Below are 24132 nucleotides of genomic sequence, written 5' to 3'. Positions count from 1 at the left end.
GCCGGGATGGGCGCGGGCCGAAACAAAGCGCCGATAGAGTCCGATCATGGCTGATCTGGTGGTCCGGTCCCGGCGCGTGGTCACACCCGAGGGCGAGCGGGCGGCGGCGGTCCTGGTCGGGGAGGGGCGGATCACGGCGGTTCTGCCCTACGGCGCCGGCGCCGGGACGGCCGAGGACGTGGATCTCGGGGACACCGCCCTGCTGCCCGGCCTGGTGGACACGCACGTGCACGTCAACGAGCCGGGCCGGACCGAGTGGGAGGGTTTCGCCACGGCGACCCGGGCGGCCGCGGCCGGCGGTGTCACCACGATCATCGACATGCCGCTGAACAGCCTGCCGCCGACCGTGACCGGCGAGGCGCTGCGGATCAAGCGGGCGGCCGCGGCCGGGCAGTGTCACGTCGACGTCGGCTTCTGGGGTGGCGCGATCCCGGGCAACGCGGCGGATCTTCCCGGCCTGCACGCGGCCGGTGTCTTCGGTTTCAAGGCGTTCCTGGCCGATTCCGGGGTGCCCGAGTTCCCGCCGGTCGACGCGGACCAGCTGGCCACCGCCATGAACGCGGTGGACGCCCTGTTCGTCGTCCACGCCGAGGATCCGGATCATCTGCGCGACGCGGCGAGCTCGCCCGCGTACGCCGACTTTCTGGCCTCCCGGCCGGAGGGCGCCGAGCACGCCGCGGTGGCCACGGCCATCGCGGTGGCCCGCGCGGCGGGCCGCCGCGTGCACATCCTGCATCTCTCCGCGGCCACCGCGCTGCCGTTGATCGCCCAGGCCAGAGCAGAGGGGGTACGGGTGACGGCGGAGACCTGCCCGCACTATCTGACGCTGGACGCGGCCGGGATCCCGGACGGCGCCACCGAGTTCAAGTGCTGCCCGCCGATCCGGGACACGGCGAACGCCGACCGGCTGTGGGAGGCGCTGGCCGACGGCCTGATCACGTGTGTGGTCAGCGACCACTCCCCGTGCACCCCGGACCTGAAGCGGCGGGACACCGGTGACTTCGCGGCGGCCTGGGGCGGGATCGCCTCGGTGCAGCTGGGGCTTCCGGTGATCTGGACCGCGGCCCGGGATCGCGGGCACACCCTCGCGGACGTGGTGAGGTGGATGGCGCGCCGCCCCGCCGATCTGGTGGGACTGCGGAACAAGGGCCGGATCACTCCCGGCGCCGACGCGGATCTCGTCGCCTTCGAGCCGGACGCCGAGTTCGTCGTCGACGCGCACGCGCTGCATCACAAGAATCCGGTCACCCCGTACGCCGGAAAGAGGTTGCGGGGTGTAGTGCGCACGACCTGGCTGCGCGGACGCGCAGTGACCGGCGATCGGGCCGGCGGGACGTTCCTGAGCATCGACGAGGAGAGCTGATGGAGTTCAGTGCGCTGCCGGATCTGGCGTCGCGGGCGTTCGGTGGCGGTGTCGTGCACTCCAGCGACGAGTTCTTCGCCGCCGCCGACCACCTGCTCCTGCCCGATCCGCCGGGGCACGCGCCGAAGACCTTCGACCACAGGGGACAGGTCTACGACGGCTGGGAGACCCGCCGTCGCCGTACGCCGGGACACGACGTCGCGGTGGTCCGGCTCGGCGCGCCCGGCATCGTGCACGGCATCGACATCGACACCGCGTTCTTCACCGGCAACTACCCTCCGTTCGCCTCGGTGGAGGCGGTGGAGTTGCCCGGCCATCCGGGCCCGGACGAGCTGGCGGCCGCCGACTGGGTGGAGATCCTGCCGAAGTCGCCGCTCAAGGGCGACAGTCACAACCTTTACCCGGTGGCGGACCGGCGCCGTTTCACCCACGTGCGGCTCACCATCTTCCCGGACGGCGGGGTGGCCCGGCTGCGCGTGCACGGCGAGGTGGTGCCTGATCCGGAGCTGCTGCCGAAGGTGTTCGACGTGGCCGCCGCCGAGTACGGCGCGACCGTCGTGGATTGCAGCGACATGTTCTACGGCCACCCGCAGCGGATGCTGATGCCCGGCCTGGCCCGCGACATGGGCGACGGCTGGGAGACGTCCCGCCGGCGGGACGACGCGAACGACTGGGTGCTCGTGCGGCTGGCCGCCCCGGCCGTGCTGCGCTTCGCCGACCTGGACACCAGCCACTTCAAGGGCAACGCACCCGGCTGGGCGGCCCTGACCGGCATCGACGCCGGCGAGCGCACCTTCGAGCTGCTGCCGCGGACGGCGCTGCGCCCGGACACGCCGCACCGGTTCCGGCTCGCCAAGGCGCCGGAGGTGACGCACGTGCGGCTGGACATCTACCCGGACGGCGGCATGGCCCGGCTGCGGCTGCTCGGGCGGGCCGACCGTAGATTCCTGCAGAAGCGGCTTGGTCGATGACCCGGACGGTGACCCTGGTGCTCGCCGACCGGGCGGGCCGGGTGCTCGGCGCCCTGCCACCGTTTTTGGTCGGCACACCGTGGTGGCAGGAGGTCGCCGACGTGGTGGCCGGCGCCGGGATCGACGTGACCGTGCTGCGCCTGTTGCACGGCGACCGGCCGGCCCCACCCGGCGGCCACGTCACCTACCTGGCCGTCTGCGACGAGGCGCCGGCCGGGCTGCTCCCGGCCGAGGTCGACCTGTCGCCGCATCCGAACCGGGCGCCGTACGCCGAGTTCGGTGGCCCGGATCGGTCGCTGGCCTGGGCGGCCGGCGCGCTCGACCGGATCGGCCTGCACGGCGCGGTGGCCCGGCAGCAGCGGACCTGGAACCTGTCGGCGATCTGGCGGTTCGATCGCCCGGACGGGGCCTCGATGGCCTGGCTCAAGCAGGTGCCGTCGTTCTTCGGGCACGAGCCGGCCGTGTTGCGGTTGGTGGACGCGGTGGAGCCCGGCCTGGTGCCCTACCTGCTGGCCGCGGGTGACGAGGGGCGGATGCTGCTGGCCCACGTGCCGGGGGAGGACCGGTACGACGGGGGCCCGGCGCTGCGGGCGGAGATCGCGACCGCGTTCCACCCGGTGCAACGGCACTTCGCGGGCCGGGTGGATGAGCTCCGCGCGAACGGCGTTCCGGCAATGGAGCTGGATGCGCTGGTGAGCGTCGCTTCGCCGTACATCTCGGAATTGCCTGGTCTGGGGAAGTTGATCGATGATCTTCCCCGGAGGCTGGAGCAGGTGGAGAAGTGCGGTCTCCCGGACACGCTGGTGCACGGTGATCTTCATCCGGGCAACGTCCGGACCGGGGAGGAGGGTCTGACCATCGTGGACTGGGGTGACTCCTCGATCGGCAACCCGGCCCTGGACGCGCTGCGGCTGGAGGTCGACCCGGAGCACTGGGCGGCGCTCTGGCCCGACGGTGACGCCCTCCGGGCCCTGGACCTGCTGCGCCCGGTGCGGGAGTTGCGGGCGGCGGCCACCTACGCGAACTTCCTGGCCCGGATCGAACCGTCCGAACACCCTTACCACGACGCGGACGTCCCCGACCGGCTCCGCGCCGCGGTGGAGTGCGCGAGGCATTGACGGCTATACGGTGTCAGGCATGGAGGACGCCCGCCGGCACTACCTCGACCTGATCCGCGGAGACGGCGCCGAGCTCTCGCCCGCGCTGGCCCGGGCGTTCGGCACGGTGCCCCGGGAGATCTTCGTGCCGGACGGTTTCCTGAGCCGCGACGGCCGCCGTGTCCTGCCCGCCGACCCGGAGTTCCTGCCCACCGTCTACAGCAACGACGTGCTGGTCACCAAGATCAGCGACGGCCGCCCGGTCAGCTCGTCCAGCCAGCCGTCGCTGATGGCGATCATGATCGAGGCGCTCGACCCGCGGCCCGGCATGCGGATCCTGGAGATCGGCGCGGGCACCGGTTACAACGCGGCCCTGCTGGCCGCCATGGGAGCGACGGTCACCACGGTCGACGTGCAGCCCGACGTGGCCGCCCGGGCGCGCTCCGCGCTGGCCCGCGCCGGCGCCTCCGGGGTCCGGGTGGAGACCGCCGACGGTTACACGGCCGCCTTCGCGGGAGACCCGGAGCGGTATGACCGGATCATCGTGACGGTCGGCGTGGCCGGTGTCTCGCCGCACTGGCTGGACCGGCTGGACCCGGGCGGCCGGATCATCGTCCCGGTCGAGCACAGCGGCACCCACCCGGTCCTGGACGTCCGGACCGACGGCGCCGCGACAGTGGTGTGCCCGGCCGGGTTCATGAGCGCGGCCGGCCCGCTGACCGCCCGGCACCGGCGCAGTCACCCGGAGCCGGTGCTCGGCATGACCGGTCTGACCGAGACGCGACGACCGTGCTGGCGGCCGGAGCTGGCGACGCTGGCGTACCGGAATCTCTGGTACGCGGCCGGCGCGTGGCACCATCGGGTCACCCAGGCGGCGCTCCCGGACCGGCAGCAGAGCTGTCTCGCGGTGCTCGACGATTCCGGCGAGTCCGGCGCGGTGGTCCTGGCCGACGGGTCGATCCTGGCCTCCGGCGCGGAGCGGGACCGCTACACGGCGATCGGTGCGGCGCTCGCCGGACGGTGGGATGCCCTGGGCCGGCCACCGATGAGCGCCTGGGACGTCGAGTTGGTGCTGACCGGGCCGCTGTGGACGCCCTACCGGTGGACAGTCCGCAGGTAGGTGAGCACCGCCAGGACCCGCCGGTTGGTGTCGTCGGTCGGCGACAGGCCCAGCTTGGCCAGGATGTTGCCGACGTGCTTGCCGACCGCGGGTTCGCTGATGAACAGGGCCGACGCGATCGCCGAGTTGGACCGCCCCTCGGCGATCAGGGCGAGCACCTCCCGCTCCCGGCCGGACAGCCCGGCGAGCGGGTCCCGCTGGCGGCTCAGCAGCCGGCGGACCACGTCCGGGTCGACGACCGTGCCGCCGTCCACCACGGTGCGCAGCGACGCCACGAAGTCGGCGATGTCGGCGACCCGGTCCTTGAGCAGGTAACCGACGCCGTCGCCGGTGCCGATCAGGTCGGCCGCGAACTCCTGCTGCACGTACTGGCTGAGCACCACGACGGGCAGCCCGGGGTGGTCCCGCCGCAGCCGTACCGCCGCTCGCAGCCCCTCGTCGGAGAAGGTCGGCGGCATCTTGATGTCGGTGATCACCAGCCCCGGGTCGTGCTTCCCGACCGCGGTGATCAGCTCGTCGGCGTCCCCGACCGCGGCCACCACCTCGAACCCGAACCGGACCAGCACCCCGACCAGGCCCTCGCGCAGCAGCACCCCGTCCTCGGCGAGGACCACCCGGGTCACAGCTCGACCCGCAACAACGTGGGCCCACCGGCCGGGCTGGCCAGCAGGAGCCGTCCACCGGCCGCCGCCACCCGGTCGGCCAGCCCGGTGAGCCCGCTTCCGGCGGCCGGGTCGGCGCCGCCCCGCCCGTCGTCCTGGATCTCCAGCACCACCCCGTCGCCGGCACGGGTCAGGCGCACCTGGGCCGAGGTGGCGCCCGCGTGCCGGGCCACGTTGGTGAGCGCCTCGGCGGCCACGAAGTAGGCGGTCGTCTCGACCCGCTCCGGCAGCCGGCCGATGGTGTCGGGCGCCTCCACCGTCACCGGCACCGGCGAACTCGCGGCCAGCTCCCACAGCGCGGCGGCCAGGCCGACGTCGCTCAGGGTCTGCGGGCGGATCCCGTGGATCAGGTCGCGCAGCACCACCATCAGCTCCTTGGCCTGGTCGTGGGCCTGGCCGAGCGGCGCGGCGGCGGGGGAGTCCTCGGGCAGGTCCAGCCGGGCCATGCCCAGGTGCAGGGTGAGGCTGGTGAGCCGGTGCTGGGCGCCGTCGTGCAGGTCCCGTTCGATGCGGCGCCGCTCGGCGTCGAACGCGTCGGCCAGCCGGGCCCGGGACTGCGACACCTCGGTCAGCTGGTCGCGCAGGCCGTCGCCGCCGCTGCCGAGCAGCCGCCGGGCCAGCGCGCCGTGCGCCGCCGCCAGGCCGCCGATCAGGTAGAGCCAGGCCGGGATCAGGACGATCCCGAGCAGCGTGAACGGGATCGACGCGGGGCCGCCGTCGATGGTCAGGTCACCGAGATTCCACTCGGTCAGCCAGGGGCTGAACAGCAGCGTCGCCTCCAGCGTGATCAGCACCCCGGTGAGCACCAGCACCGGCGGGGCGAACAGGGCCAGCACGACGGCGTACAGGACGGCCCGCCAGGTGGACTCGTGCCCGAACAGGGTCAGCGGGTTGGTGGCGCTGATCCGGTGCGGCGCGACGAGCGGCCGGGAGTCGATCATCCGGAGCCGCTGCCGTTCCAGGGCGGCCAGCGGCAGTGCCACCAGCGGGCTGAACGTGGCGATCAGGGCGGCGCCGAGCGCCATGAGAAGGAGCACCACGAGTTCGGGCGTCGTTCCGTGGATGAGGTTGCGGCCGGCCACCAGCCACGGGATCAGCAGCAGCCAGAGGACGAAGGCGAGCGGCGTGACGATCACTCCGGTGATCGACAGGTATCCGGCCGCGCGCCACGGCCAGGTCGTCCGGAGGTAGCGGCGGTCCCGCAGGGCGGTGGCGAGATGCTCGGCGTTCAACACCAGGTCACGGTAGCCAGCGGCCTCCGGCCCGGCCCAGCCGTTCAGACACCCGGTCAGGGGTATGCCTAGGCATACCTACCAGCTTCCCGCCCGCCGATCACGCCAAGGCCGTCCGTCCGGGTCATAGATCATCCGGTACGCCGGAAGCGCCCACAAACGCTGATGCCACGGCAGCGGCCGCGTCTCGTGCGGGATGAGCCGCCCCGGCGGACGGGGCCCCACCCGCCCGCCGTCGCGCCAGTCCCGCAGCCGGTCGGCGGCCCCGGTCAGCGCCGTGATCGCGCTCTCCGGATCCAGCAGGTCCTTGTCGTCCCCGTCGTCCCGGTCGAGGTGCTCGCGCATCAGCATCAGCCGCAGGTCGCGGGCGAACCGCCGGGCGCCGTCGCCGAGCCCCGCCGGATCGGCCGGGTCCCGCCCGTCGGCGGTGTCGTCGAGGACCGCGCAGGACAGCTCGCTGTCGTGCGTCCACGAGCGGCGGTTGAAGTTGTCGCTGCCCACGCTGCACCAGACGTCGTCGATCACGCAGACCTTGGCGTGCACGTAGATCGGGGTGCCGTCGTGGTTCTCCAGGTCGAAGACGTGCACCCGGTCGGCGGCCGCCCGTCTGCACAGCTCGATGGCCTGTTCCCGGCCCACCTGGTTGGGCGGCAGCGCGAACGCGCCGTCCACGTCCGGATGGCGGGGCACCACGGCCACCAGGTGCAGCCGCGGATTGTCGCGCATCGCCTCGGCGAACAGCTGGGCCACCTCGGTGGACCACAGGTACTGGTCCTCCAGGTAGACGATCCGGCGGGCCCGCTTGATCGCCTTCGTGTAGCCGCGGGCCACGCTGCGCTCGCCCTGCCTGGCGAAGCCGTACGGCGGCCGCATCGCCGGATAGGTGCGCAACACCTGCACGGTGTGCGGGCCGCACCCCGGCGGATCGGGCGGAAGGTCCGGCAGCGGATCGGGGCGCATGTCCTCGTGGCGCAGCCGGTCGGTGACGGTGGCGATCGGGCCGTCCTGGTCGAGCGGCACCCGGTCGGTCCAGCGTTCCCGGAACGAGCGGTCGAGCGTGCCGACGACCGGGCCGCGCAACGCCAACTGCACGTCGTGCCAGGGCGGGTTCGGCCCGTACGCGGACGCCATCCGCACCGCCTGCGGATCGCCGTGGTGCCGGGCGTCGTCGCGGCGGCTGTGGCACAGGTCGATCCCGCCGGCGAAGGCGATGTCCCGTTCCGGTCGCCCCGGGTGCCGCAGCACCACGAGCTTCTGGTGGTGCGACCCGCCCCGGCGGACCCGCTGGTCGAGCAACACCTCGCCGCCGGCCGCCTCGATCTCGTCGCTCAGCGTCCGGTTCTCCTCCTCGCTGTAGGCGAGCTTGTCCAGATGGGAGCGCCAGAGCAGCCCTTTCACGACGACACCGCGCGCGGCGGCCGCCGCGAACACCTCGGCGACCGTGGGACCACCGTCGCGGACCCGCTCGTCCGGGTCGCCGCGCCAGTCGGTGAAGAACAGGTGATCGCCGGGCTCCAGCGCCCCGATTTCGGTCACCAGCCGATCGAAGTAATTTTGCCCGTGAATGAGTGGCTCGACCGTGTTTCCAGTGTTCCATATGGGTATGGAGGTGTCCGGGTTGCCGCGTTCGGCAGCGGTGAGAAGCCATTCCTGCGGCGGCACAGCAACCCCTTCGAGGTCGACGACGCCCTCACCGTAAGCCTCCCGACCGCCGCCCGCATGCGGAGCGCGACACCCCCGACCCCCGCCGAGGAGTGGAACCATGAGCAGCGAGCCCCTGACCACGACACCGGTGACCGAGGCCACCGACACCGCCGAGACCGGACTGCTCATCGCGGTCCTCCTGCTGGTGCTGCTGGGCACTACCGCGATGCTGATGATGTCCTGATCGACAGCACCGCCGGGGTCGGCGAACCGCCCTCGCCGAACCCGCGCAACTCCAGTCCCGCCGCCAGGAACGCGTTCAGCAACCCCGCCAGGGGCCAGTGACTCGCGCCAACCCTCGCCCGTACCCCCTGGTCGGTCCAGGAGGCCTTGGTCCAGTGACCGTCGAGATAACCCGGCCGAATGACCACCGCGGTCTGATCGTCGCGGTCGGCGAAGCCGCCGCAGAAAGCCGGATGCACCCCGACGTGGACGAACGTGCCGCCCGGGCGCAGCACCCGGGTCACCTCACGCAGCACCGCCGGATAAGCCGGCATGTCGGTGTGCGCCATCACCGTGATCACCGCGTCCAGCGCGGCGTCGCGGAACGGCAACCGGGCGGCGTCCGCCCGGGCCACCGGCAGCCGGCCCACGGCGTAACCGAGCATTCCCGCCGACAGATCCACCCCGAACGGCGTCCAGCCCAGCTCCCGGATCTGCGCCGCGTAGGCGCCGGTGCCGCAGCCGATCTCCAGGCACCGGCCGTGGCCCGGCCCGAGCTGCTCGGCGATCGCACGCCGGATGCCGAGCGGGTCACCGGGCGTGGTCGTCGGCAGGAACTCGGTCTCGTACCAGTCGGCGATCTCGTCGTAGGCGGCCCACATCGTCAGAGGACCCACTCGTCGCCGCGGATGATGTCGACGGTGCCCTTCGGGCCGGTGCCGGTCACCGTGATGCCCTCGCCGCCGATCACCACGTCGGTGTGCACGCCCGACGTGTTCAGGCCCAGCGCCTCCCGCCGCTCCACCGGCAGCTCCCGGGCGCCCGGCACCGAGAACGGGAAACTCGCGCCCCAGGCCACGTGACAGGCGGCGTTCTCGTCGAAGAGGGTGTTGTGGAAGACGATGCCCGCCCTGGCGATCCGGCTGTCCGAGTCCACGAGGGACACCTCGCCCAGGTAGCGGGCGCCGGCGTCGGTCTCCAGCTGGGCCTCCACAGCGTCCGCGCCGGAGTCGGCCGACACCGCCACGATCCGGCCCGCCGAGAACTCCAGCCGCAGCCCGAGCACCAGCCGCCCGTTCAGCACCAGCGGCTTCGTCACCCGCAGCACACCCTCGGCGGTCCGCCGGTCCGGGCTGGTGAACACCTCCTCGGTGGGGATGTTCGGCATGTACGGGACACCGTCGTCGTCGATCAGCCCGCCACCGGTCCAGCGGCAGCCGGGGATCAGGCCGACCGTGAGATCGGTGCCGCCTCCCGAGTACCGGATCGAGGTCAGCTCCAGAGCGTCCAGCGCGGCGCCCCGCTCGGCCAGCGTCGCGGCCCGCGCCCGCCAGGCCGCCGCCGGATCGGCGGTGTCCAGGCGCATGGCGGTGGCCACCGCGTCCCACAGCCGCTCCACATCCGGCTCGCCGAAGACCTGGGTGGCCCAGCCGGGATTCGGCGCGCCCACCGCGGTCCAGCGCAGGCGGCCCAGCACCGTCTCCCGCATCAGTGCGGTCTCCTCGGCGGGGAACGCCGCAGCCTTCACCGGGTCGGCGCCGTCGAGCACATGCGGGTCGGGGTCACCGAGCAGGGCGATCGAGGCGATGCCCTGTTCGGACCACTCCCGGATGCGCTGCAACGCCCAGCCGCGACTGGTGGTCAGTGTCTCCAGGCTGGCGTGGTCGACGGCGGACCGGCGCATCGGGCCGTCCGACCAGAGGGGTTCCACCCAGGCGGCCCCGGCGGCATACGCGGCGGCCACGACCGCCCGGGCGATCTCCAGATGTGCGGTGTCCGTACGAAGAATGACTCCCTGCCCGGGCTGGATGTTCACTCCAGCCCGGACCACGACGTCGGCGAAACGCTCGATCCGGTCCATGCCGGTCAGCCTAATCAGTCCGTGTGCGGTACGCGTGCCGCCGGAACGCCCCCGAGGCGCCCCCTTCTGGAAGTCCTCGAACGCCCGCTTCGGCTCCTCGCGGGTGACCGAACCGGCTGATGTGCCATGCGCCCCGGCTCGCCGGATGTCCGATGACAGCGCACTTGATCATGCCGAGGCCCCGGAGAGAGAACCAGCTGCACCACGGGCTGGCTGTCCATGAATTTCGGTACGTCCGGCGGCGACCCCCGGTAGCCTGGCGTGGGGCTCTGTGGCGGTTTGGGGGTCGATGGCCGTGGACCTGGGTAGCGCTGCGGGCCGGCCGGAAGAGGTCCCGATACCCCGGGTTCTGTGGGTGTGCGCGGTCGCGGTGTTCGTAGCCACCCTGCTCGTAGCGCCGATCGCCACCTACCGCCCGCCCGGTCGCCCCAACCTGGTGCTCGCGATCTTCGTCCTCATGGCCGCGGCCGATCTGCTGACCACGCATCTGCTGCTGCAGCAGTTCCTGGTCGGTGGCCGGCTGGCGACGCTGGGACTGTCCTTGGCCTACCTCTACTCCAGCCTGATGATGCTGCCCTACGTCGTCGTGTTCGCCCAGGTGCAGCGCTGGGGTCCAAGCTCGATCTGGGCCGAGGTCTGCCTACCTTGGCTGGCGGTGATCCTCTTCTTCGGGTTTCCGGTGCTGGTGGCGGTGCAACAAGGGGTCGTCGCCGCGCTACCGGCCCGGCTGGGCCGGCAGGCCCGGACCCGGCGCCGCGCCGCCGCCGCGATCGCCGCCGCCCTGATACTCGCGCTGGTGGCCGCGGTGACGGGCCTCGTCATCGGTGCCGCCGACCGGCTGCCCAGTCTTTACCAGGGCGACATGCAGACCACAGCTGGCATGTGGGCGGTGAGTGCGGGGCTCCTCGCCGTGGCCGTCAGCCTGCTGGCGGTGACCAGGGACCTGAGTCACCGGCCACCGGTGGAGCGGTGGGTAGTGGTGGCGATCAGCGCGTCCTTGGGTGCCGCAAGCCTCCACATAGTCGCTTCGCAGCGCTACACGCTCGGCTGGTACGCGGGACGGGTTGCTCTGCTGATCTCCTCCGGGGTGGTACTGGTGGCCCTGCTCGCCGAAACCGCGACTCTCTACCGCCAGCTCTCGGCAGCCCACCACGAACTGAGCCGCCGGGCCGAGCACCTCGCCGCCGCCAATCTCGAGCTGGAGGCCACAGGCACCTGGAAAAGCGACATCATCGCCACCCTCACCCACGAGATCAACCAGCCCCTGGCCGTGATCTCGGCCTACTCCGAGGAACTGACCCACGAATGGGACACCACCACCGACGACGAACGCCGCGCCGCCGTCCAGGCATTGGGCAAGCGGGTCGACCAGCTGCTCGACATGGCCGCACACCTACTCGCGCTGTGCCGCGCCGAGCCAGGCCAAATACATACCCAGCCCGTCGCGCTGCCGGTCAGACAGGCCCTGACGCGGGTCACCGACAACCTGCCCAAGAAGGCTCGTAAGCGGGTCGACGCAACCTACGGCCCACCCGCCGCGGCAGTGTGGGCCGACCCGGTACACACCCACGAAGTCCTCACCAACTTCGTCACCAACGCCGTCAAATACAGCCCCGGCGACATCCGCCTGTCAGCGGCCCTCGACGACACCGGCAACGACATCCTGTTCGCCGTCAGCGACGAGGGCGACGGAGTGCCACCGGACTTCGTCGCGCACCTGTTCGACCGCTTCACCCAGGTCGGGCAAACCGGACCACGGACCGGCGCCGGCTTCGGGCTGTACCTGTCCAAGCTGCTCGCCGAGGCGAACCACGGCCAGGTCTGGTACGAGGCCGTCGTTCCGCACGGCAGCCGGTTCGTACTGCGCCTGCCCCGCGCCCAGCAGAGCTCGCAAACGGCGGCATCGCTGGACCTGATGAACGGTGAGCCTCCCCCGCAGTGATGGGGCGCCGAACGCTTGAACCCGATGGCGGGTGTGGCTCAGACCTCTCTGATCTTGGCGAAGACGTGGCCGATCACGGCCAGTTCCTCGTCGTCCAGGTGATCGATGAAGCTCTTGCGGACGGTCTCCAGGTGGGCCGGGGCGGCCTCGCGCAGCGCGGTCAGGCCCTCGTCGGTGAGCACGGCCTCCTGGCCGCGGCCGTCGTCGGCACAGCTCTCCTTGCGCACCAGCCCTCGTTTGATCATGGAGCTGATCTGGTACGTGATCCGGCTCGGCGAGAGCACCAGACGGCTGGCCAGCTCGCCCATCCGGATCCGGCGGCCGGGCTCGTCGGCCAGGGCGACCAGCACGTGGTAGTCGTTCATGCTCAGGCCGGTGGCGGCGCGCAACTCGTCCTCGAGGCGGGTGTGCAGTGCCCACGAGCTCTCGATGAAGGTGCGCCAGTGCGCCAGCTGGGTGGCGCTCAACGGTTCGGCCATGCCCCGAACCGTACCCTTGAAATCTGAAACTTCAAATCTGAAAAACCGGGATCCGTTTAGGGTACGGATGTGAAAACGCGCCAAGCCACCCCCGACGACGCCGACGAACTGATCCTCCTGCGGGCTGTCCTGTTGCAGACCTTCGACCGGGGTGAGTGGAACGACGACTGGCGGCAGCCCGCCCGCAAATCCCTGGTCAGCCGACTGGGTGCGGCCGAGCCGTCGATGGCCGCCTTCGTCGTCGAGCGGCCGGAAGGGGGCGGTCTCGCGGCCTGCGCGGTGGGCACGATCGAGGAGCGCCTCGGCAATCCGCACAACCCGGACGGCCGGGTGGGGTACGTGTTCAGCGTCGCCACCCACCCGGACATGCGGCGCCGTGGCTACTCCCGGGCGTGCGTGGAGGCGCTGCTGCGGTGGTACCGGGACCGGGGCATCCACGCCGTGCACCTGATGGCGTCGCCGGACGGCGAGCACCTCTACACGTCGCTGGGCTTCACGCGCACGGCCGACCCCGCGATGCGGGCGCGCCTGTGACCGAGCTGCGGACCGCCCGCCCGCTCTTCGCCGCTATCCGGCCGCGGGGGACTTGAGCGCGCCGGTGAGGGTGCTGCGGAGCTCGCCGAAGTCGACGTCGAACTCGGTCAGGATTCGCATGGCCAAACCCTGACCCTCGCGGAGCAGGCCGAGCATGATGTGCTCCGGGGCGATGAAGTTGTGCTTCAGCCGGATGGCCTCGCGCAACGACAGCTCCAGCACCTTCTTGTTGCGCGGCGAGAACGGCCGGTGCCCGGTCGTCACCGAGGAGAACCGCCCGAAGATCCCCCTCTTCTTCGGGGCCGGCCGGGGCAGGCGCAGCGCACCGGCCCCGAAGTTCTCCTCGATGGCGGCGCGGACCGCCTCCAGGTCGATGCCGATCGCCTTGAGGGCGGCGGCGTCCTCGGCGTCCCGGTCCGCGACGGCGCCGGCCTCGCTGAGGTCGCCGACGTGCCGGATGATCGCGGCCCGGACCGAGGCCTGGTCGACCCCGGAGCCGGCCAGCGCCACACGGACCGTGTCGTTCTCCCCGGCGAGCAGGCTGAGCAGGGTGTGCTCGGTGCCGATGGTCTCGTGGCCCAGCTCGCGGGCCTGCTCCTGGGCGCCGACGACGACGGCGCGGGCTTCCTTGGTGAATCGCTCGAACATCTCAGCCCTCCCGTGGATCCGGCATCGGCATCAGCTTGGCGTGCTTCTTGTGCACGCCCTGGCGGGTCACCTCTAGCGCGTCGGCGATCTCCTGCCAGGACCAGCCCTTGGCGCGGGCATTCGCCACCTGTAGGCGCTCCAGGCCCTCCAGGAGACGGCGCAGCGCCACCACCGCGCGCAGCCCGGCCCGTGGGTCGGCGCTGCTCGCGGCGGCGGCGAGGTCGGTAGCCTCAGTCATGCCGTCAACTTACGTTGACACGCCAACCGTTGTCAACCGCAGTTGACGCAGCCGGCCGGAACGCGGAGAGGCCGGCCCCGAAGGGCCGGCCTCTCCCGTGTGGTTCCAGGGCGGGTCAGTCCCAGGCGGGCAGGCTGCCCAGGGAGACGGTCAGCTCGACCGGGTGGTGCACCGGCGCCGCCACCGTGAACCGGGCGCCGAACGGGTCCCGCAGCTCGGCGAAGGCGGTCAGCCCGGCCTCCGACGGCTCGGTGATGACCGCGCCGCCCAGCGTCTCGCACCGATCGGCCGCGACCTGGATGTTCTCGACCTGGAAGGCGGCACGCCACCAGGCGCCGCGGTAACCGGGCGCGAGGCCGGCGACGGCGTCGTGGGCCTGGTTGAGCCACTCGCCCGAGCCGAACTCGTGGCGCAGCAGCCAGCCGAACGCGAAGCCGTAGAAGCGGGCCGCGGCGTCCGGGTCGTCAGTGATCAGTTCCGGCCACGACATGGTGCCGGGCTCGCCGCCGGCCTGTGCGCCGGCGAAGTCCTGACCCTCCCAGAGGCCGATGATCGCGCCGGACGGGTCGGCGACGATCGCGCGCCGGCCGCCGTGCGCCTCGGCCGGGTGGCTCACGCAGTGCCCGCCGGAGAGGTCGACCTGCTCCAGCGTCTCCTCGAGGTCCGGAGTGCTGAGGTGGGTCAGCCACCCGTCCGGACGGTCGGGCTGGCTCCGGGTGAGGCCGGCGACCGCACGCCCCCCGAGCTTGAACCGATCACCCGCAGACTCCCAGCCGAACAACTCTGCGTAGAACTGTGCCGCGCGTGCGGGGTCCGCACTCGCCAGCTCCACCCAGCAAGGTGTCAAGGGTGCATAACCTCTGATCCGCATGAGCCGCTCCATGGTGGACATCCCCAGTCGCTTCAGCACTCTACGGCACTGATAACGCTTCGTCACCACCAGCCGGTTCATTGTCCGGTTTAGAACAGTATTAAACTACTGTACGTAAGCGCCTGAGTGATCCAGGTGACGCCTCTCCGGAGCTGCCACCACGCCGTGCAGCAGCACCGATACGGCGACGGCACGCTCGGCCGTCGCCCGGACGGGGTCCCTCGGCCGGGGAATCGTCATGAGTCGCTGCATACGCTACGTAATAAGGCGTGCTGACGTAACGGATACCGAGCGTGGCGATCACGCAGTGTTCCGCCCCGGGTGAAGACCACATCGGACGGTGGGGTCAGGCGCGCGCTTTGCCCGCCAGGAGCATCTCGAACCACACCGTCGATCCGCGCACCGTCGGGTCGGTGCCCCACGAATCGCTCAGCTCCTCGATCAGGCCCAGCCCGCGGCCCCGGCTGGCCAGGGCGTCGGCGCGGGCCCGGATCACACTGCCCCGGGTGCCGGTGTCGGCCACCGACACCAGCAGGCGTTCCGCGTTCAGGTCGATGTGCACCTGAGCCGGCGTGCCCGCGTGCAGCAGCGCGTTGGTGGTCAGCTCACTGGTGCAGAGGATCGCCGCGCCGATCACCGGCTCCGGCACGCCCCACTCCCGCAGCCGGGTCGTCATCCACTGCCGGACCCGGCTCGGCCCGGTCGGCTCCGCCGCCACCTGCGTGGTCGCGGACCGGCTCAGCGCCAGCGCGTGCTCCACGGCGAGCACCGCCACGTCGTCGTCGGTGGTGCCCTCGACCGCCGCGGTGGCCAGCGAGCACAGGTTCCTCGGATCGCCGCTCGGAGACGCCGCCGCGGCGGTGACCAGCGCGTCCAGCCCGTCGTTGAGCGGACGGCCGCGCCGCTCCACCACGCCGTCGCTGAACATCAGGATCGTGTCGCCCGGCTCCAGCCGCAGTGTCCCGGTCTGCCAGCGGCCGCCCAGGCCCAGCGGCGCACCCGGCGGCACCTTCACCAGCTCGGCCGTGGCCAGCTCGCCACCCTGCCCGGCCCGGCGCAGCACCGGCGGCGGGTGGCCCGCGCTGGCCAGCGTGACCGAACCGTCCGACGGGTCCAGCACCCCGTAGACGATGGTCACGAAGATCTCCTCGTTGCGCGACTCGGCGCCCAGCGAGCCGACCAGCCGGTCCAGCCCGGCCAGCACGCTCGGCGGCGCCGGATCGGTCAGCGCCAGCGCCCGCAGCGCCGCCCGGACCTGGCCCATCACCGCGGCCGCCCGCACGTCGTGCCCGGCCACGTCGCCCAGCACCATGGCGAGCCGGCCGTCGAGCAGGTGGAACGCGTCGTAGAAGTCACCGCCGGCCGCGTTGCCGTCGACGCCCACGTCATATCGTGCGGCGATCCGGAACATGTCCAGCTCGGGCAGGTGCTCGGGGAGCATGCTGCGCTGCAGCAACTGCGCGGTCCCGTGCTGGGCCTCGAAACGGCGGGCGCGCTCCGCGGCCTGCGCCACCAGCTCGGCCGCGGCCTTCAGCAGCGCCCGCTCGGCGGGCAGCCAGACATGTGCCCGGCGGAAACCGACGGTCAGCGCGCCGCGCAGCGACGGCGTCCGCAGGGGGAGCGCGGCCAGCGCGCGGACCCGTCGCTCGTGCCGGTCGGTCGCCACCGCGTTCAGCGGCTCGCCGTCGGCCACGAACGTCGCCCGCCCACTCTCCGCCGCCGCCACCGCCGGGGCCGCCGGATCGGCGCTCACGCGCCGCCACACCGGGGGGAGCCGCTCGTCGGCCTCGTCCAGCATCTCGCCGCGGATCCGGCGGACATATCGGTACGCCAGGCCGTCGTCCACCGCCAGCACGCAGTGGTCCAGGTCGAAGGAATCCATCGCGTACGCCAGGACGACGCGGGTCACATCGTCGATGGTGAGCGCGCCGGCCAACCGGGCGGTCAGCTCACCCAGGCTCTGCAGCCGGTGGATGACATGCGTGGTCTCGGCCGCCACGGTCAGCACCCCGGCCACCGCGCCCCGCGACGAGCGGATCACCGAATGGCCCCGGGTGTAGAAGGCCGGCTCGGTGTGGCCCGGGGCGAACTGCACCTGGCTCTCCGGCTCCAGGATGGCCCGCCCGGTGCGGTGCACCTGCTGGATCACGTCGCCCAGGCCGGGCTGATCCCAGGCCGGGCCGAACGCCCGTGCGGCCGGGGCGCCCAGCGCCGTCGGGTGCAGGGCGTCGAGGACCTCGGCATACGCGTCGTTATAGAGGACCAGGAAGTCGTCGCCGATGGTCAGCAGCATCGGCACCGGGGAGGCGAGCACCAGCTCGACCGCGGCGCGGACCGCCGGATCCCAGCCGGTGATCGGGCCCAGCGACGTGCCGGACCAGTCGAAGGCGTGCACCAGCGTCGCGCAGCCCAGGCCGGTGTGCTGTGTGCCGGCCGTCTGCGCGGGCAGTGTGGTGATCGGAGACGGGTGCAGACCCCCCGACCCGTACCCTCCCGAGCCGACCATGCGGAAAGCCTATCCCGACTGGTCCGTTTGTACGATGCCCCACCGGCCGTCCGTCCGGTTATTGACCGTTCCCCCGTATCGTCCGCGGACGGTGCCGACGGCGATTCACGCTCGGTGTCACCTACCGTCACCAGGTCATGGATGATTCGATCTTGGTCAACGGAACGGTCGTTCACCTATAGTCGCGGCGTGATCGAGCCACCCCGCGGTGTGATGCGCCACATCGCCGAACAGCAGCCGGACCCCGTGGACGATCACACCTCTCCCGACCTCATGGACCAGCGGTACGACGCCCTCGCGGCCTGGTCCGAGTCGGCGGAGACGATGACGATGGCCGCGGTCCGGACGGAACCGTCCCCGGCGTACGCCTCCGGGGCCGAAGCGGACGGGCCGCGCCATGCCGCGCCCTCGCACCGCGCGCGCGTCGCCGTCGTGGCCGCCGCCGGGGTCGCGGTGCTGGCCGCCGCCGCGACCGTGCCGACGTGGGGCGGGGACGAGCCGGAGACGCCCGTGGTTCCGGTCGCCGCCCCGGTCCCGGTCGAGTCCGCGGCCGAGACCGTGCCCCCGGCCGCGCCCACCCCCTCGGCGAGTGCCGTCGCCTCGCCCTCGGCCACCCCGTCGCCCTCGAAATCCCCCAGCCGCAGTGCGAAGGCCAAGCCCCGGCTCACCGTGCCGACCGGCCGGACCTCCCGGAGCACCTCGGCCGCGCCGGCCGGCGGTGGCGCCGTCCTCAGCGCCTCCTACGGCTACCAGCTCGACGACACCGGCTACCGCGGATCCGTCCGGGTCAGCAACACGGGCACCGTGGCGGCCGCCGACTGGACCGTCGCCCTCACCGTGCCCGGCGCCGAGACGGTGACCGTCACCAGCGGCGCCGTCACCGTCGGCCAGTCCGAGAGCACCGTCACCTTCCGTCCCTCCGGGGCCGGGGTGCCGGCCTCCGGCGCGGTCTCCTTCAGCTTCACGCTGGCGCCCGCGCCCACCGAGCCGCCCACCGGCTGCACCCTCGACGGGCAACCCTGCTCCTGACGCTGCGTGTCCGCTCGGGTACCGGTTGTCGGATGCGCATGGTATTCCGGAGTCCTACGGTTCGTTGAGGACCCATCGCGGCCTCGACGACGCTTGTCAGGAGGACGGATGGCCGGTGACGGGCTGAGTCGTGGCCTCAGCGAGATGTGGCGGTCGGTGGTGCTGTACCTGCCGTCGATCCTGGTTTTCCTGGTGATCCTGGTGGTCGGCTACCTGCTGGCCCGGCTCGCGCGGACGGTCACCGCCAAGACGCTGCGGCGGGCCGGGTTCGACCGGGCCGTCCAGCGCGGACCCGCCGGGCGGCTGCTGCGGCCCGGGGCGCCCAGCGCCACCGACGTCTGCGCGCGGCTCGCCTTCTTCGTGGTGCTGCTGTTCGCCCTGCAACTGGCGTTCGGCATCTTCGGCCCCAACCCGGCCAGCGACCTGATCAACGCCTTGCTCGGCTGGCTGCCACAGGTGTTCGTCGGGATCGTCATCGTGGTGGTCACCGCCGCGATCGCCGGGGCCGCCCACGACCTGATCCTGGCCGTGCTCGGGGGGCTCGGCTACGCCCGGGTGCTGGCCAAGGCGGTCGCCGCGGTGATCGTCACGCTGGGCGTGATCGCCGGGCTCGACCAGGTCGGCATCGCCACCTCGGTCACCCGGCCACTGCTGGTCACCATCCTCGCCACGGTCGCCGGCGTGATCATCGTGGGCGTCGGCGGCGGCCTGATCCGGCCGATGCAGCAGCGGTGGGAGGGCTGGCTCGACCGGGCGGCGGCGGAGTCGGCGGCCATCCGGGAACAGGCCCGCGCCTACGCCGGGGAACGAGCCCGTCAGGCCGCCGAACAACCCTCACCCGCGCCGTCGTCCCCCTCCGCCGCGGCAGAGCCTCCGGCGCCTCCAGCCGCGGCGCCGGTGTCCGCTTCCCCGGCCTCTCCCTCTCCCGCGGTGTCGTCTCCCGAGGCCTCGCCCCGTGCCGGAGCGGCCGCCACCCCCTTCGTCGGCGCGGACGACCGTTTGGCTCCGCCCGCTGCCGACGGCGCCGGCCGGACGTATTCCGGTGGCGGCGCGGCCCGGTCCGCGGATCCCGGCCGCGGCGGCGAGAATCGGCACTCTCCGGACGACACCGAGGAACTGGCCTGGGAAGCCCGATGGGCCGAGGAGGAGCGGCGGATCCGCGAGCAGGACGGCGACGAGACGCAAATGATCAGCGCTTCGCCGGCCGGCCCCGGCGACGACGAACGCACCACCGGCCCGCATCCCGACGAACGCACGACCGACCTGCACGCCGACGGGCCCACCACGGCCCTGTATTCCGGCGAGCGCACGACCGACCTGTATTCCGACGAGCGCACCACTGATCTGTACGGCGGCGAACCCACCACCGACCTGGGCACGGCGCTCGTGTCCCCACCCGCGGAGACCACGATCCTCACCCCGGGTGTCCGCCCGGGGCCGTCTCCGGCCCGGGTCGTCCCGGACGACGAGGCCACCGTGCCGGGATTCCCGGCCGGCGGACCTTCCGGCGCGGAGCCCACCACGGTCCTGACCGCCGGTCCCGGCGCGGACGAGGTGACGGTGATCCGGAGCCCGGGTCCCGAGTCCGGCCTGCAGATCGTCGACGGCGCGGGTGAGGAGCGGACCCAGGTGGTGCCGCTCCCCGCCCACGATGACGATCCCACCACGGAGACGCGGCCAGGCGGGACGGGCAGGAACTGAACGTGCCGTGCGAATGACGGAGGGCCGGCACCGGAACTCCGGTGCCGGCCCTCAGGGTCGGGTGTCGATCACTGGATGGGGCGAGCCCGACCCGGTGACCCGTGCGGCGTCGAGCCCGCCGGTCAGGTCAGCGTGCGGCGGGGAGGGTCCGTGCCAGCGTGCAGACCGCGAGGAGGCGGCGGAGGACCCAGTCGTTCTCGGTCCAGTCGATGGCCCCCTCGGGGGCGACCCAGCCGTGCTGGTAGGCGGCGTCGCGGACACCCTCGGCGTAGGCGGCGAGCAGGATCGCGGTGAGCGGGCGGTTGTCCGCGTCGAGGCTGTCCCGCACTCCGGCGGCGTGCTGGTCGATCACCGACATCAGGCCGGGGCTCTCCTGTGCTGCGGCGAGACCGCTGACCCCGACCGACGCGGTGAGGTCGGCGAGCGAGGCGAGAGCGGAGCGCTGAGCAGCGCGGGCGGCGGCGTTGCTGAACAGGCCATTCATGTGAAGAGACGTTAGGTAGCCCAGGGTGACCGACGGTTCGCTGCGAGTTGCAGGCGGGTTGAACTCGAAACCGTGGGGAACTGCCAGGATCGATCTCGGAAGGAGCAGTGGTGGGGACGCGAATCGGGGGCGACGGCCCGGACGAACGGCATCGGCGGCCGGAGGGTCTCGACGACCTGACCGTGGAGGCGCTCGGGAAGCTGAGCGAGGCGCTGGAGACGGTGGAGCGGGTGCGCGGCCACCTGTACTCGGCGCATCAGCTGACCGGCACGGCGGACTTCGCGCTGGACGCGGCGGTCTCGCTGTTCATGCAGGCCGGGCACACCGAGATGGCGGAGCGGATCCAGCGGGAGCTGATCGGCCGCAACGTCATCCCGGGGCACTGGACGTTCCAGATCGTCGAGGAGTTCGACGACGGGTACTACGCCGAGTTCCGCGAGGTGGAACGCCAGGCCCGGGAGCGGTTCGCCGGTGGGCGGCGGCACCTCTACGAGGCGGAGCTGAGGGGGCGGCGGCGAACCGCCCGCCCCGATTACTCCGAGTAGTCGGCGGGCTCGGGGCGGCGGCGCTGGGCGTCGTCGGCGATGATCACGGTGGCCACGAGCGCGGCCACGACGACGGCGAAGAACCATGAGGCGTCATCGATCAGCTTCGCGGCCAGTGGCGCCTGGAAGGCGGCGAGCAGAAAACCCAGCCAGGCGAAGCGCCGCTGACGTTCGGAGAGGAATCCGGGAGATCGCACTCGGACAGTCTGGCTCGAAATGGACGCATCGCCGTCACCCGTTCGGCCGATTATGCGTTGTCCGATGGTGCCCACCGCCTTGCGTCTTCGTCGCTCAATCGTCGTGGTCGCCAGCCTGACCGTGCTGGTCGCCGGGGGTTTGATCGCCCTTCGCGAGACGCCCGCCCCGGCGCCCGCGCCCGCTCCGCGGGCGGTGCCACGGCCGGGCGAAGCCCGGGTGGAGGTCGGGCCACTGCATCAGCGCACCGGAGCGCTACTCACTCTGAGTGATGCGGCAAGCCGGGTACGCGTACGCTTCGCCGATCTTCCGGGTCTCCTCTACCGGATCAGCGCCGCCCCGGACTCCGGTGTCGCCCCGAGGGTCGCCCGGCGCGGCGGCCGGGTGGCGGTGACGCTGGAGAACACCGGCCGGGACGGCCTGGACGAGGTGCGGATCGTGCTGAACCGGGACGTCCGATGGGATATCCGCCTGCCCGGGGGCGCCGGCGAGCAGCATCTGAACCTGCGTGACGGCCGGGTGGAGCGGGTCTACCTGGGTTCGGCCGGGCTGACCGAGCTGTGGCTGCCGGAGCCGGTCGGCACCGTACCGGTCGTGCTGGCCGGCGGGTCGGGGACGGCGATGCTGTCGGCCGGTGGCGGCGCGCCGTTCCGGGTGCGGTTCGACGAGGGCGCCGGGTCGGTGCGGACACCGTGGACCGCGAACGACGGCACCCCGGCCGGAACCGTGCTGCGGGAGCCGGGATTCCGCCGGTCCCGGGACCGTTACGCGATCCGGGCGGCCGGCGGCCTGGGCACGCTCGTGGTGCGCCGGGACCGGATCCCGACGGTACGGCGAGCCGAAACGCCGAGCTCACGCCGTACCGGAAATGGTTTTCGATAAGACCCGGAAACGACCGCCCGGAGGCGGCCGTCCCGAGAAGATGGAAGGTCACATGCCGGGGCGGTCGACCTGGCCGCGCCACGCGCCGGTCTCGATGCCGCCGCGGCTCTCGATGAACTCCTTGAAGCGATGGAGATCGCCCTTGACCTTGCGGTCGATCATGCCGAGCTTGTCACCGGCGGTCTCGAGCAGGCCCTGCGGGTCGAAGTCCATCTGAACGGTGACCCGGGTGTGGGTGTCGTCGATCCGGTGGAAGGTGACCACACCGGCCTGCTTCTCGCCGTCGGTGGAATGCCAGGCGACCCGCTCGTCCGGCAGTTGCTCGGTGATCTCGGCGTCGAACTCGCGCCGGACCCCGGCGATCTCGGTCTTCCAGTGGGTGTGGGTGTCGTCGAGCTGACGGATCTCCGTGACCCCCTCCATGAACCGGGGGAACTCCTCGAACTGGGTCCACTGGTTGTAGGCGCTACGAACCGGGACGTTGACGTCCACGAACTCGGTGACGATGCTCACGCGTTTCTCCCTTCGCTAGCTTCCCAAGCCTGTGCGGCGTTCTCGAAGATCTCCCCGTCGGGCAGCGCCGCCAGCAGTCGCATCACGTCGTCCGGGGCTTCGAGCGTGCGCGCCGAACGCTCCAGCGCGGTACGGTTCCCGGGGAATGCGGACAGGCCGATGTAGCTGCCGAACCGGCTGAACGCCTCACCCTTGGCGCTGCCGACCCCCGCGGGGACGCCACGTCCGTAACCACCGGGCGCGAACGTCACCTCCGGCTGATCCTCACCGGCCGGCTCGGGTGTCATCCAATCCTCCGCACGCCCTCCGGCCGTCCCCCGGACGTTGCCCCGGGTCTCCTGAGCCATCCTCTCGTCGAGGAGGGCACCGTGCTTCGTGTTTCCCCGTTCCATGATTCAGGGGGTGCCCGGGGTGTCCGGGGCTAAACGCGGAGCCAGCGGGGTTTCCGGATCCCGGTCGCCGGCCTGGCGCAGCCGCCCGCGCTGCACCTCGGCGTTGACCTCGACACCGAGCAGCAGGGCCAGGTTGGACAGGTAGACCCAGATGAGGAACGCCATCACCGCGCCGAGGCTGCCGTAGGTGCGGTTGTAGGAGCCGAAGTTGGCGACGTACAGCCCGAAGCCGAACGACGTGGCGGTCCACACCGCGAGGGCCGCCACCCCGCCGAGGGTGAGCCAGCGGAACCGGGGCTGCCGGACGTTCGGGGCGATCCAGAACAGCAGCGACAACAGCATGATCGCGATCCCCACGAGCATCGGCCAGCGGCCCACCGACCAGACCCGGCGGACGGTCTCGCCGGCGCCGAGGGCGTTGCCGACCGCGTCGACCAGCGGGCCGCTGATCACCATCCCGGTGCCGGCCACCGCGAGCAGCACGAGCGCCACGCCCGCGAGGAGGAGCTGGAGCAGGTGCAGGGTCCACCAGCGGCGGCCCTCACGGACGCTGTAGATGCGGTTGGAGGCGCGGGTGAAGATGGCGACGTACCCACCGGCGGACCAGATCGCCAGCGCCAGGCCGAAGCCGAGCAGCACCTTCGCCGAGGTCTGCCGGACCAGCAGCGCGTCGACCACGGCGAGCAGGCTGTCGTTGGCGACGACCGAGCCGAGCCCGATGTCACGCAGGATGCCGATCAGCGCCGGTACGGCGGTGGTCCCGTCGGTGACCAGGTTGATCAGCGCCACGATCACGACGAGGGAGGGGAGCAGTGCGGTGACGGCCTGGAAGGTGAGGGCCGCCGCATAGTCGGTGCAGTCGTCGTTGATGAAGCCCGTGATGCTGCGCCACAGGACGCCCCGCCAAGTTCGCAAACTCAAATGCCGGATCTTCGCCGGCACCGCCCCCACGGCCACGCCCGCCTATACCCGGCCGCGGTTTACGGCAAACCTCAGCGGGT

At 72.1% G+C, this 24132-nt stretch carries 26 protein-coding genes; 11 read left to right on the top strand and 15 right to left on the bottom strand.

Features of this window, described 5'->3' with window-relative positions:
* Positions 1-46 precede the first annotated feature (46 nt).
* From allB to IEZ13_RS00335, 4 genes are read left to right on the top strand one after another with little or no spacing between them, the layout of a single operon-like run.
* The gene (gene allB, locus IEZ13_RS00350) at positions 47-1363 is read left to right on the top strand and encodes an allantoinase AllB (RefSeq protein WP_183215455.1); all 1317 of its coding nucleotides are present in this window, start codon (positions 47-49) and stop codon (positions 1361-1363) included.
* Positions 1363-2334 (top strand): allantoicase, encoded by a 972-nt coding sequence (gene alc / locus IEZ13_RS00345; protein ID WP_183215453.1) that lies wholly within the window; start codon positions 1363-1365, stop codon positions 2332-2334. The genes allB and alc overlap by 1 nt, the downstream gene beginning before the upstream one ends.
* Positions 2331-3452 (top strand): phosphotransferase, encoded by a 1122-nt coding sequence (locus IEZ13_RS00340; RefSeq protein WP_183215451.1) that lies wholly within the window; start codon positions 2331-2333, stop codon positions 3450-3452. Before alc ends, IEZ13_RS00340 begins: the two co-directional genes overlap by 4 nt.
* A gap of 19 nt (positions 3453-3471) precedes the next feature.
* Positions 3472-4551, top strand: coding sequence for a protein-L-isoaspartate O-methyltransferase family protein (locus IEZ13_RS00335; protein WP_183215449.1), 1080 nt, complete (start codon positions 3472-3474; stop codon positions 4549-4551).
* Here the strand turns inward: IEZ13_RS00335 and IEZ13_RS00330 are convergent.
* The 3 genes from IEZ13_RS00330 to IEZ13_RS00320 form a co-directional block, all read right to left on the bottom strand.
* Positions 4527-5174: a response regulator transcription factor gene (locus IEZ13_RS00330; protein WP_183215447.1), complete on the bottom strand. Its 648-nt coding sequence runs from the start codon at positions 5172-5174 to the stop codon at positions 4527-4529. The genes IEZ13_RS00335 and IEZ13_RS00330 overlap by 25 nt on opposite strands.
* Positions 5171-6448, bottom strand: coding sequence for a sensor histidine kinase (locus IEZ13_RS00325; protein WP_229794369.1), 1278 nt, complete (start codon positions 6446-6448; stop codon positions 5171-5173). The genes IEZ13_RS00330 and IEZ13_RS00325 overlap by 4 nt, the downstream gene beginning before the upstream one ends.
* A gap of 75 nt (positions 6449-6523) precedes the next feature.
* Complete coding sequence (locus tag IEZ13_RS00320; protein WP_183215445.1) at positions 6524-8107, bottom strand: phospholipase D family protein; 1584 nt, start codon at positions 8105-8107, stop codon at positions 6524-6526.
* 100 nt (positions 8108-8207) lie between these two features.
* Between IEZ13_RS00320 and IEZ13_RS47400 the strand changes: the two genes are divergently transcribed.
* Positions 8208-8333: a hypothetical protein gene (locus tag IEZ13_RS47400; protein WP_260178649.1), complete on the top strand. Its 126-nt coding sequence runs from the start codon at positions 8208-8210 to the stop codon at positions 8331-8333.
* Here IEZ13_RS47400 and IEZ13_RS00315 read toward each other — a convergent pair.
* Together IEZ13_RS00315 and IEZ13_RS00310 are read right to left on the bottom strand one after the other, a co-directional pair.
* Entirely contained in the window at positions 8308-8988 is a 681-nt protein-coding gene (locus IEZ13_RS00315) for a class I SAM-dependent methyltransferase (protein WP_229794368.1), read from the bottom strand. The genes IEZ13_RS47400 and IEZ13_RS00315 overlap by 26 nt on opposite strands.
* Positions 8976-10172 (bottom strand): aminopeptidase, encoded by a 1197-nt coding sequence (locus IEZ13_RS00310; protein ID WP_183215443.1) that lies wholly within the window; start codon positions 10170-10172, stop codon positions 8976-8978. Before IEZ13_RS00310 ends, IEZ13_RS00315 begins: the two co-directional genes overlap by 13 nt.
* Positions 10173-10608: 436 nt before the next feature.
* On the opposite strand from IEZ13_RS00310, the gene IEZ13_RS00305 reads away from it, so the two are divergent.
* A complete protein-coding gene (locus IEZ13_RS00305; RefSeq protein ID WP_183215441.1) occupies positions 10609-12114 on the top strand; it encodes a sensor histidine kinase in 1506 nt (501 codons plus the stop codon).
* Positions 12115-12152: 38 nt separating this feature from the next.
* Here IEZ13_RS00305 and IEZ13_RS00300 read toward each other — a convergent pair whose 3' ends face one another.
* Complete coding sequence (locus tag IEZ13_RS00300) at positions 12153-12593, bottom strand: MarR family winged helix-turn-helix transcriptional regulator (RefSeq protein ID WP_183215439.1); 441 nt, start codon at positions 12591-12593, stop codon at positions 12153-12155.
* A gap of 69 nt (positions 12594-12662) precedes the next feature.
* Between IEZ13_RS00300 and IEZ13_RS00295 the strand changes: the two genes are divergently transcribed.
* Positions 12663-13127 (top strand): GNAT family N-acetyltransferase, encoded by a 465-nt coding sequence (locus IEZ13_RS00295; RefSeq protein ID WP_183215437.1) that lies wholly within the window; start codon positions 12663-12665, stop codon positions 13125-13127.
* A gap of 33 nt (positions 13128-13160) precedes the next feature.
* Here IEZ13_RS00295 and IEZ13_RS47805 read toward each other — a convergent pair whose 3' ends face one another.
* From IEZ13_RS47805 to IEZ13_RS00275, 4 genes are all read right to left on the bottom strand, one after another.
* Positions 13161-13775 (bottom strand): Clp protease N-terminal domain-containing protein, encoded by a 615-nt coding sequence (locus tag IEZ13_RS47805; RefSeq protein ID WP_183215436.1) that lies wholly within the window; start codon positions 13773-13775, stop codon positions 13161-13163.
* 1 nt (position 13776) lies between these two features.
* Entirely contained in the window at positions 13777-14013 is a 237-nt protein-coding gene (locus IEZ13_RS00285) for a helix-turn-helix domain-containing protein (protein ID WP_183215434.1), read from the bottom strand.
* 115 nt (positions 14014-14128) lie between these two features.
* Positions 14129-14845, bottom strand: coding sequence for a VOC family protein (locus IEZ13_RS00280; RefSeq protein ID WP_229794367.1), 717 nt, complete (start codon positions 14843-14845; stop codon positions 14129-14131).
* Between the two features lie 385 nt (positions 14846-15230).
* Entirely contained in the window at positions 15231-17390 is a 2160-nt protein-coding gene (locus IEZ13_RS00275; RefSeq protein ID WP_183215430.1) for an ATP-binding SpoIIE family protein phosphatase, read from the bottom strand.
* Positions 17391-17579: 189 nt separating this feature from the next.
* Here IEZ13_RS00275 and IEZ13_RS00270 point away from each other — a divergent pair, with 189 nt between their 5' ends.
* Positions 17580-18419, top strand: coding sequence for a cellulose binding domain-containing protein (locus IEZ13_RS00270; RefSeq protein ID WP_183215428.1), 840 nt, complete (start codon positions 17580-17582; stop codon positions 18417-18419).
* 108 nt (positions 18420-18527) lie between these two features.
* Positions 18528-20120 carry a mechanosensitive ion channel family protein gene (locus tag IEZ13_RS00265; protein ID WP_183215426.1) on the top strand — a complete coding sequence of 531 codons (1593 nt, stop codon included), beginning with the start codon at positions 18528-18530 and terminating at the stop codon, positions 20118-20120.
* A gap of 127 nt (positions 20121-20247) precedes the next feature.
* Here the strand turns inward: IEZ13_RS00265 and IEZ13_RS00260 are convergent, their stop codons facing one another.
* Positions 20248-20604: a DUF6401 family natural product biosynthesis protein gene (locus IEZ13_RS00260; RefSeq protein WP_183215424.1), complete on the bottom strand. Its 357-nt coding sequence runs from the start codon at positions 20602-20604 to the stop codon at positions 20248-20250.
* Between the two features lie 110 nt (positions 20605-20714).
* On the opposite strand from IEZ13_RS00260, the gene IEZ13_RS00255 reads away from it, so the two are divergent.
* Positions 20715-21149, top strand: a complete 435-nt coding sequence (locus IEZ13_RS00255) for a hypothetical protein (RefSeq protein ID WP_229794366.1) — start codon at positions 20715-20717, stop codon at positions 21147-21149.
* Here IEZ13_RS00255 and IEZ13_RS00250 read toward each other — a convergent pair.
* Positions 21137-21346, bottom strand: coding sequence for a hypothetical protein (locus tag IEZ13_RS00250; protein ID WP_183215422.1), 210 nt, complete (start codon positions 21344-21346; stop codon positions 21137-21139). The two genes, IEZ13_RS00255 and IEZ13_RS00250, sit on opposite strands and share 13 nt — an antisense overlap.
* Positions 21347-21425: 79 nt before the next feature.
* Between IEZ13_RS00250 and IEZ13_RS00245 the strand changes: the two genes are divergently transcribed.
* Positions 21426-22226, top strand: a complete 801-nt coding sequence (locus tag IEZ13_RS00245) for a hypothetical protein (protein ID WP_183215420.1) — start codon at positions 21426-21428, stop codon at positions 22224-22226.
* Between the two features lie 48 nt (positions 22227-22274).
* Here the strand turns inward: IEZ13_RS00245 and IEZ13_RS00240 are convergent, their stop codons facing one another.
* From IEZ13_RS00240 to IEZ13_RS00230, 3 genes are all read right to left on the bottom strand, one after another.
* The gene (locus IEZ13_RS00240; RefSeq protein ID WP_183215418.1) at positions 22275-22739 is read right to left on the bottom strand and encodes an SRPBCC family protein; all 465 of its coding nucleotides are present in this window, start codon (positions 22737-22739) and stop codon (positions 22275-22277) included.
* Entirely contained in the window at positions 22736-23026 is a 291-nt protein-coding gene (locus IEZ13_RS00235) for a DUF2795 domain-containing protein (protein WP_229794365.1), read from the bottom strand. Before IEZ13_RS00235 ends, IEZ13_RS00240 begins: the two co-directional genes overlap by 4 nt.
* A gap of 108 nt (positions 23027-23134) precedes the next feature.
* A complete protein-coding gene (locus IEZ13_RS00230; RefSeq protein ID WP_221244903.1) occupies positions 23135-24052 on the bottom strand; it encodes a YihY/virulence factor BrkB family protein in 918 nt (305 codons plus the stop codon).
* Positions 24053-24132: the final 80 nt, after the last annotated feature.

The sequence above is a fragment of the Actinoplanes campanulatus genome, from assembly GCF_014647795.1.
In the GTDB taxonomy this organism is placed as follows: Bacteria; Actinomycetota; Actinomycetes; order Mycobacteriales; family Micromonosporaceae; genus Actinoplanes; species Actinoplanes campanulatus.
Note: the sequence above shows the minus strand (reverse complement) of the source record. Positions and strands in the feature narration are given on the sequence as shown.

What these genes read in the sequence shown, in the direction of transcription:
- allB (WP_183215455.1), top strand. Translation starts at nt 47, where the DNA reads ATGGCTGATCTGGTGGTCCGGTCCCGGCGCGTGGTCACACCCGAGGGC.
- alc (WP_183215453.1), top strand. Translation starts at nt 1,363, where the DNA reads ATGGAGTTCAGTGCGCTGCCGGATCTGGCGTCGCGGGCGTTCGGTGGC.
- IEZ13_RS00340 (WP_183215451.1), top strand. Translation starts at nt 2,331, where the DNA reads ATGACCCGGACGGTGACCCTGGTGCTCGCCGACCGGGCGGGCCGGGTG.
- IEZ13_RS00335 (WP_183215449.1), top strand. Translation starts at nt 3,472, where the DNA reads ATGGAGGACGCCCGCCGGCACTACCTCGACCTGATCCGCGGAGACGGC.
- IEZ13_RS47400 (WP_260178649.1), top strand. Translation starts at nt 8,208, where the DNA reads ATGAGCAGCGAGCCCCTGACCACGACACCGGTGACCGAGGCCACCGAC.
- IEZ13_RS00310 (WP_183215443.1), bottom strand. Translation starts at nt 10,172, where the DNA reads ATGGACCGGATCGAGCGTTTCGCCGACGTCGTGGTCCGGGCTGGAGTG.
- IEZ13_RS00300 (WP_183215439.1), bottom strand. Translation starts at nt 12,593, where the DNA reads ATGGCCGAACCGTTGAGCGCCACCCAGCTGGCGCACTGGCGCACCTTC.
- IEZ13_RS47805 (WP_183215436.1), bottom strand. Translation starts at nt 13,775, where the DNA reads ATGTTCGAGCGATTCACCAAGGAAGCCCGCGCCGTCGTCGTCGGCGCC.
- IEZ13_RS00285 (WP_183215434.1), bottom strand. Translation starts at nt 14,013, where the DNA reads ATGACTGAGGCTACCGACCTCGCCGCCGCCGCGAGCAGCGCCGACCCA.
- IEZ13_RS00275 (WP_183215430.1), bottom strand. Translation starts at nt 17,390, where the DNA reads ATGGTCGGCTCGGGAGGGTACGGGTCGGGGGGTCTGCACCCGTCTCCG.
- IEZ13_RS00265 (WP_183215426.1), top strand. Translation starts at nt 18,528, where the DNA reads ATGGCCGGTGACGGGCTGAGTCGTGGCCTCAGCGAGATGTGGCGGTCG.
- IEZ13_RS00260 (WP_183215424.1), bottom strand. Translation starts at nt 20,604, where the DNA reads ATGAATGGCCTGTTCAGCAACGCCGCCGCCCGCGCTGCTCAGCGCTCC.
- IEZ13_RS00235 (WP_229794365.1), bottom strand. Translation starts at nt 23,026, where the DNA reads ATGACACCCGAGCCGGCCGGTGAGGATCAGCCGGAGGTGACGTTCGCG.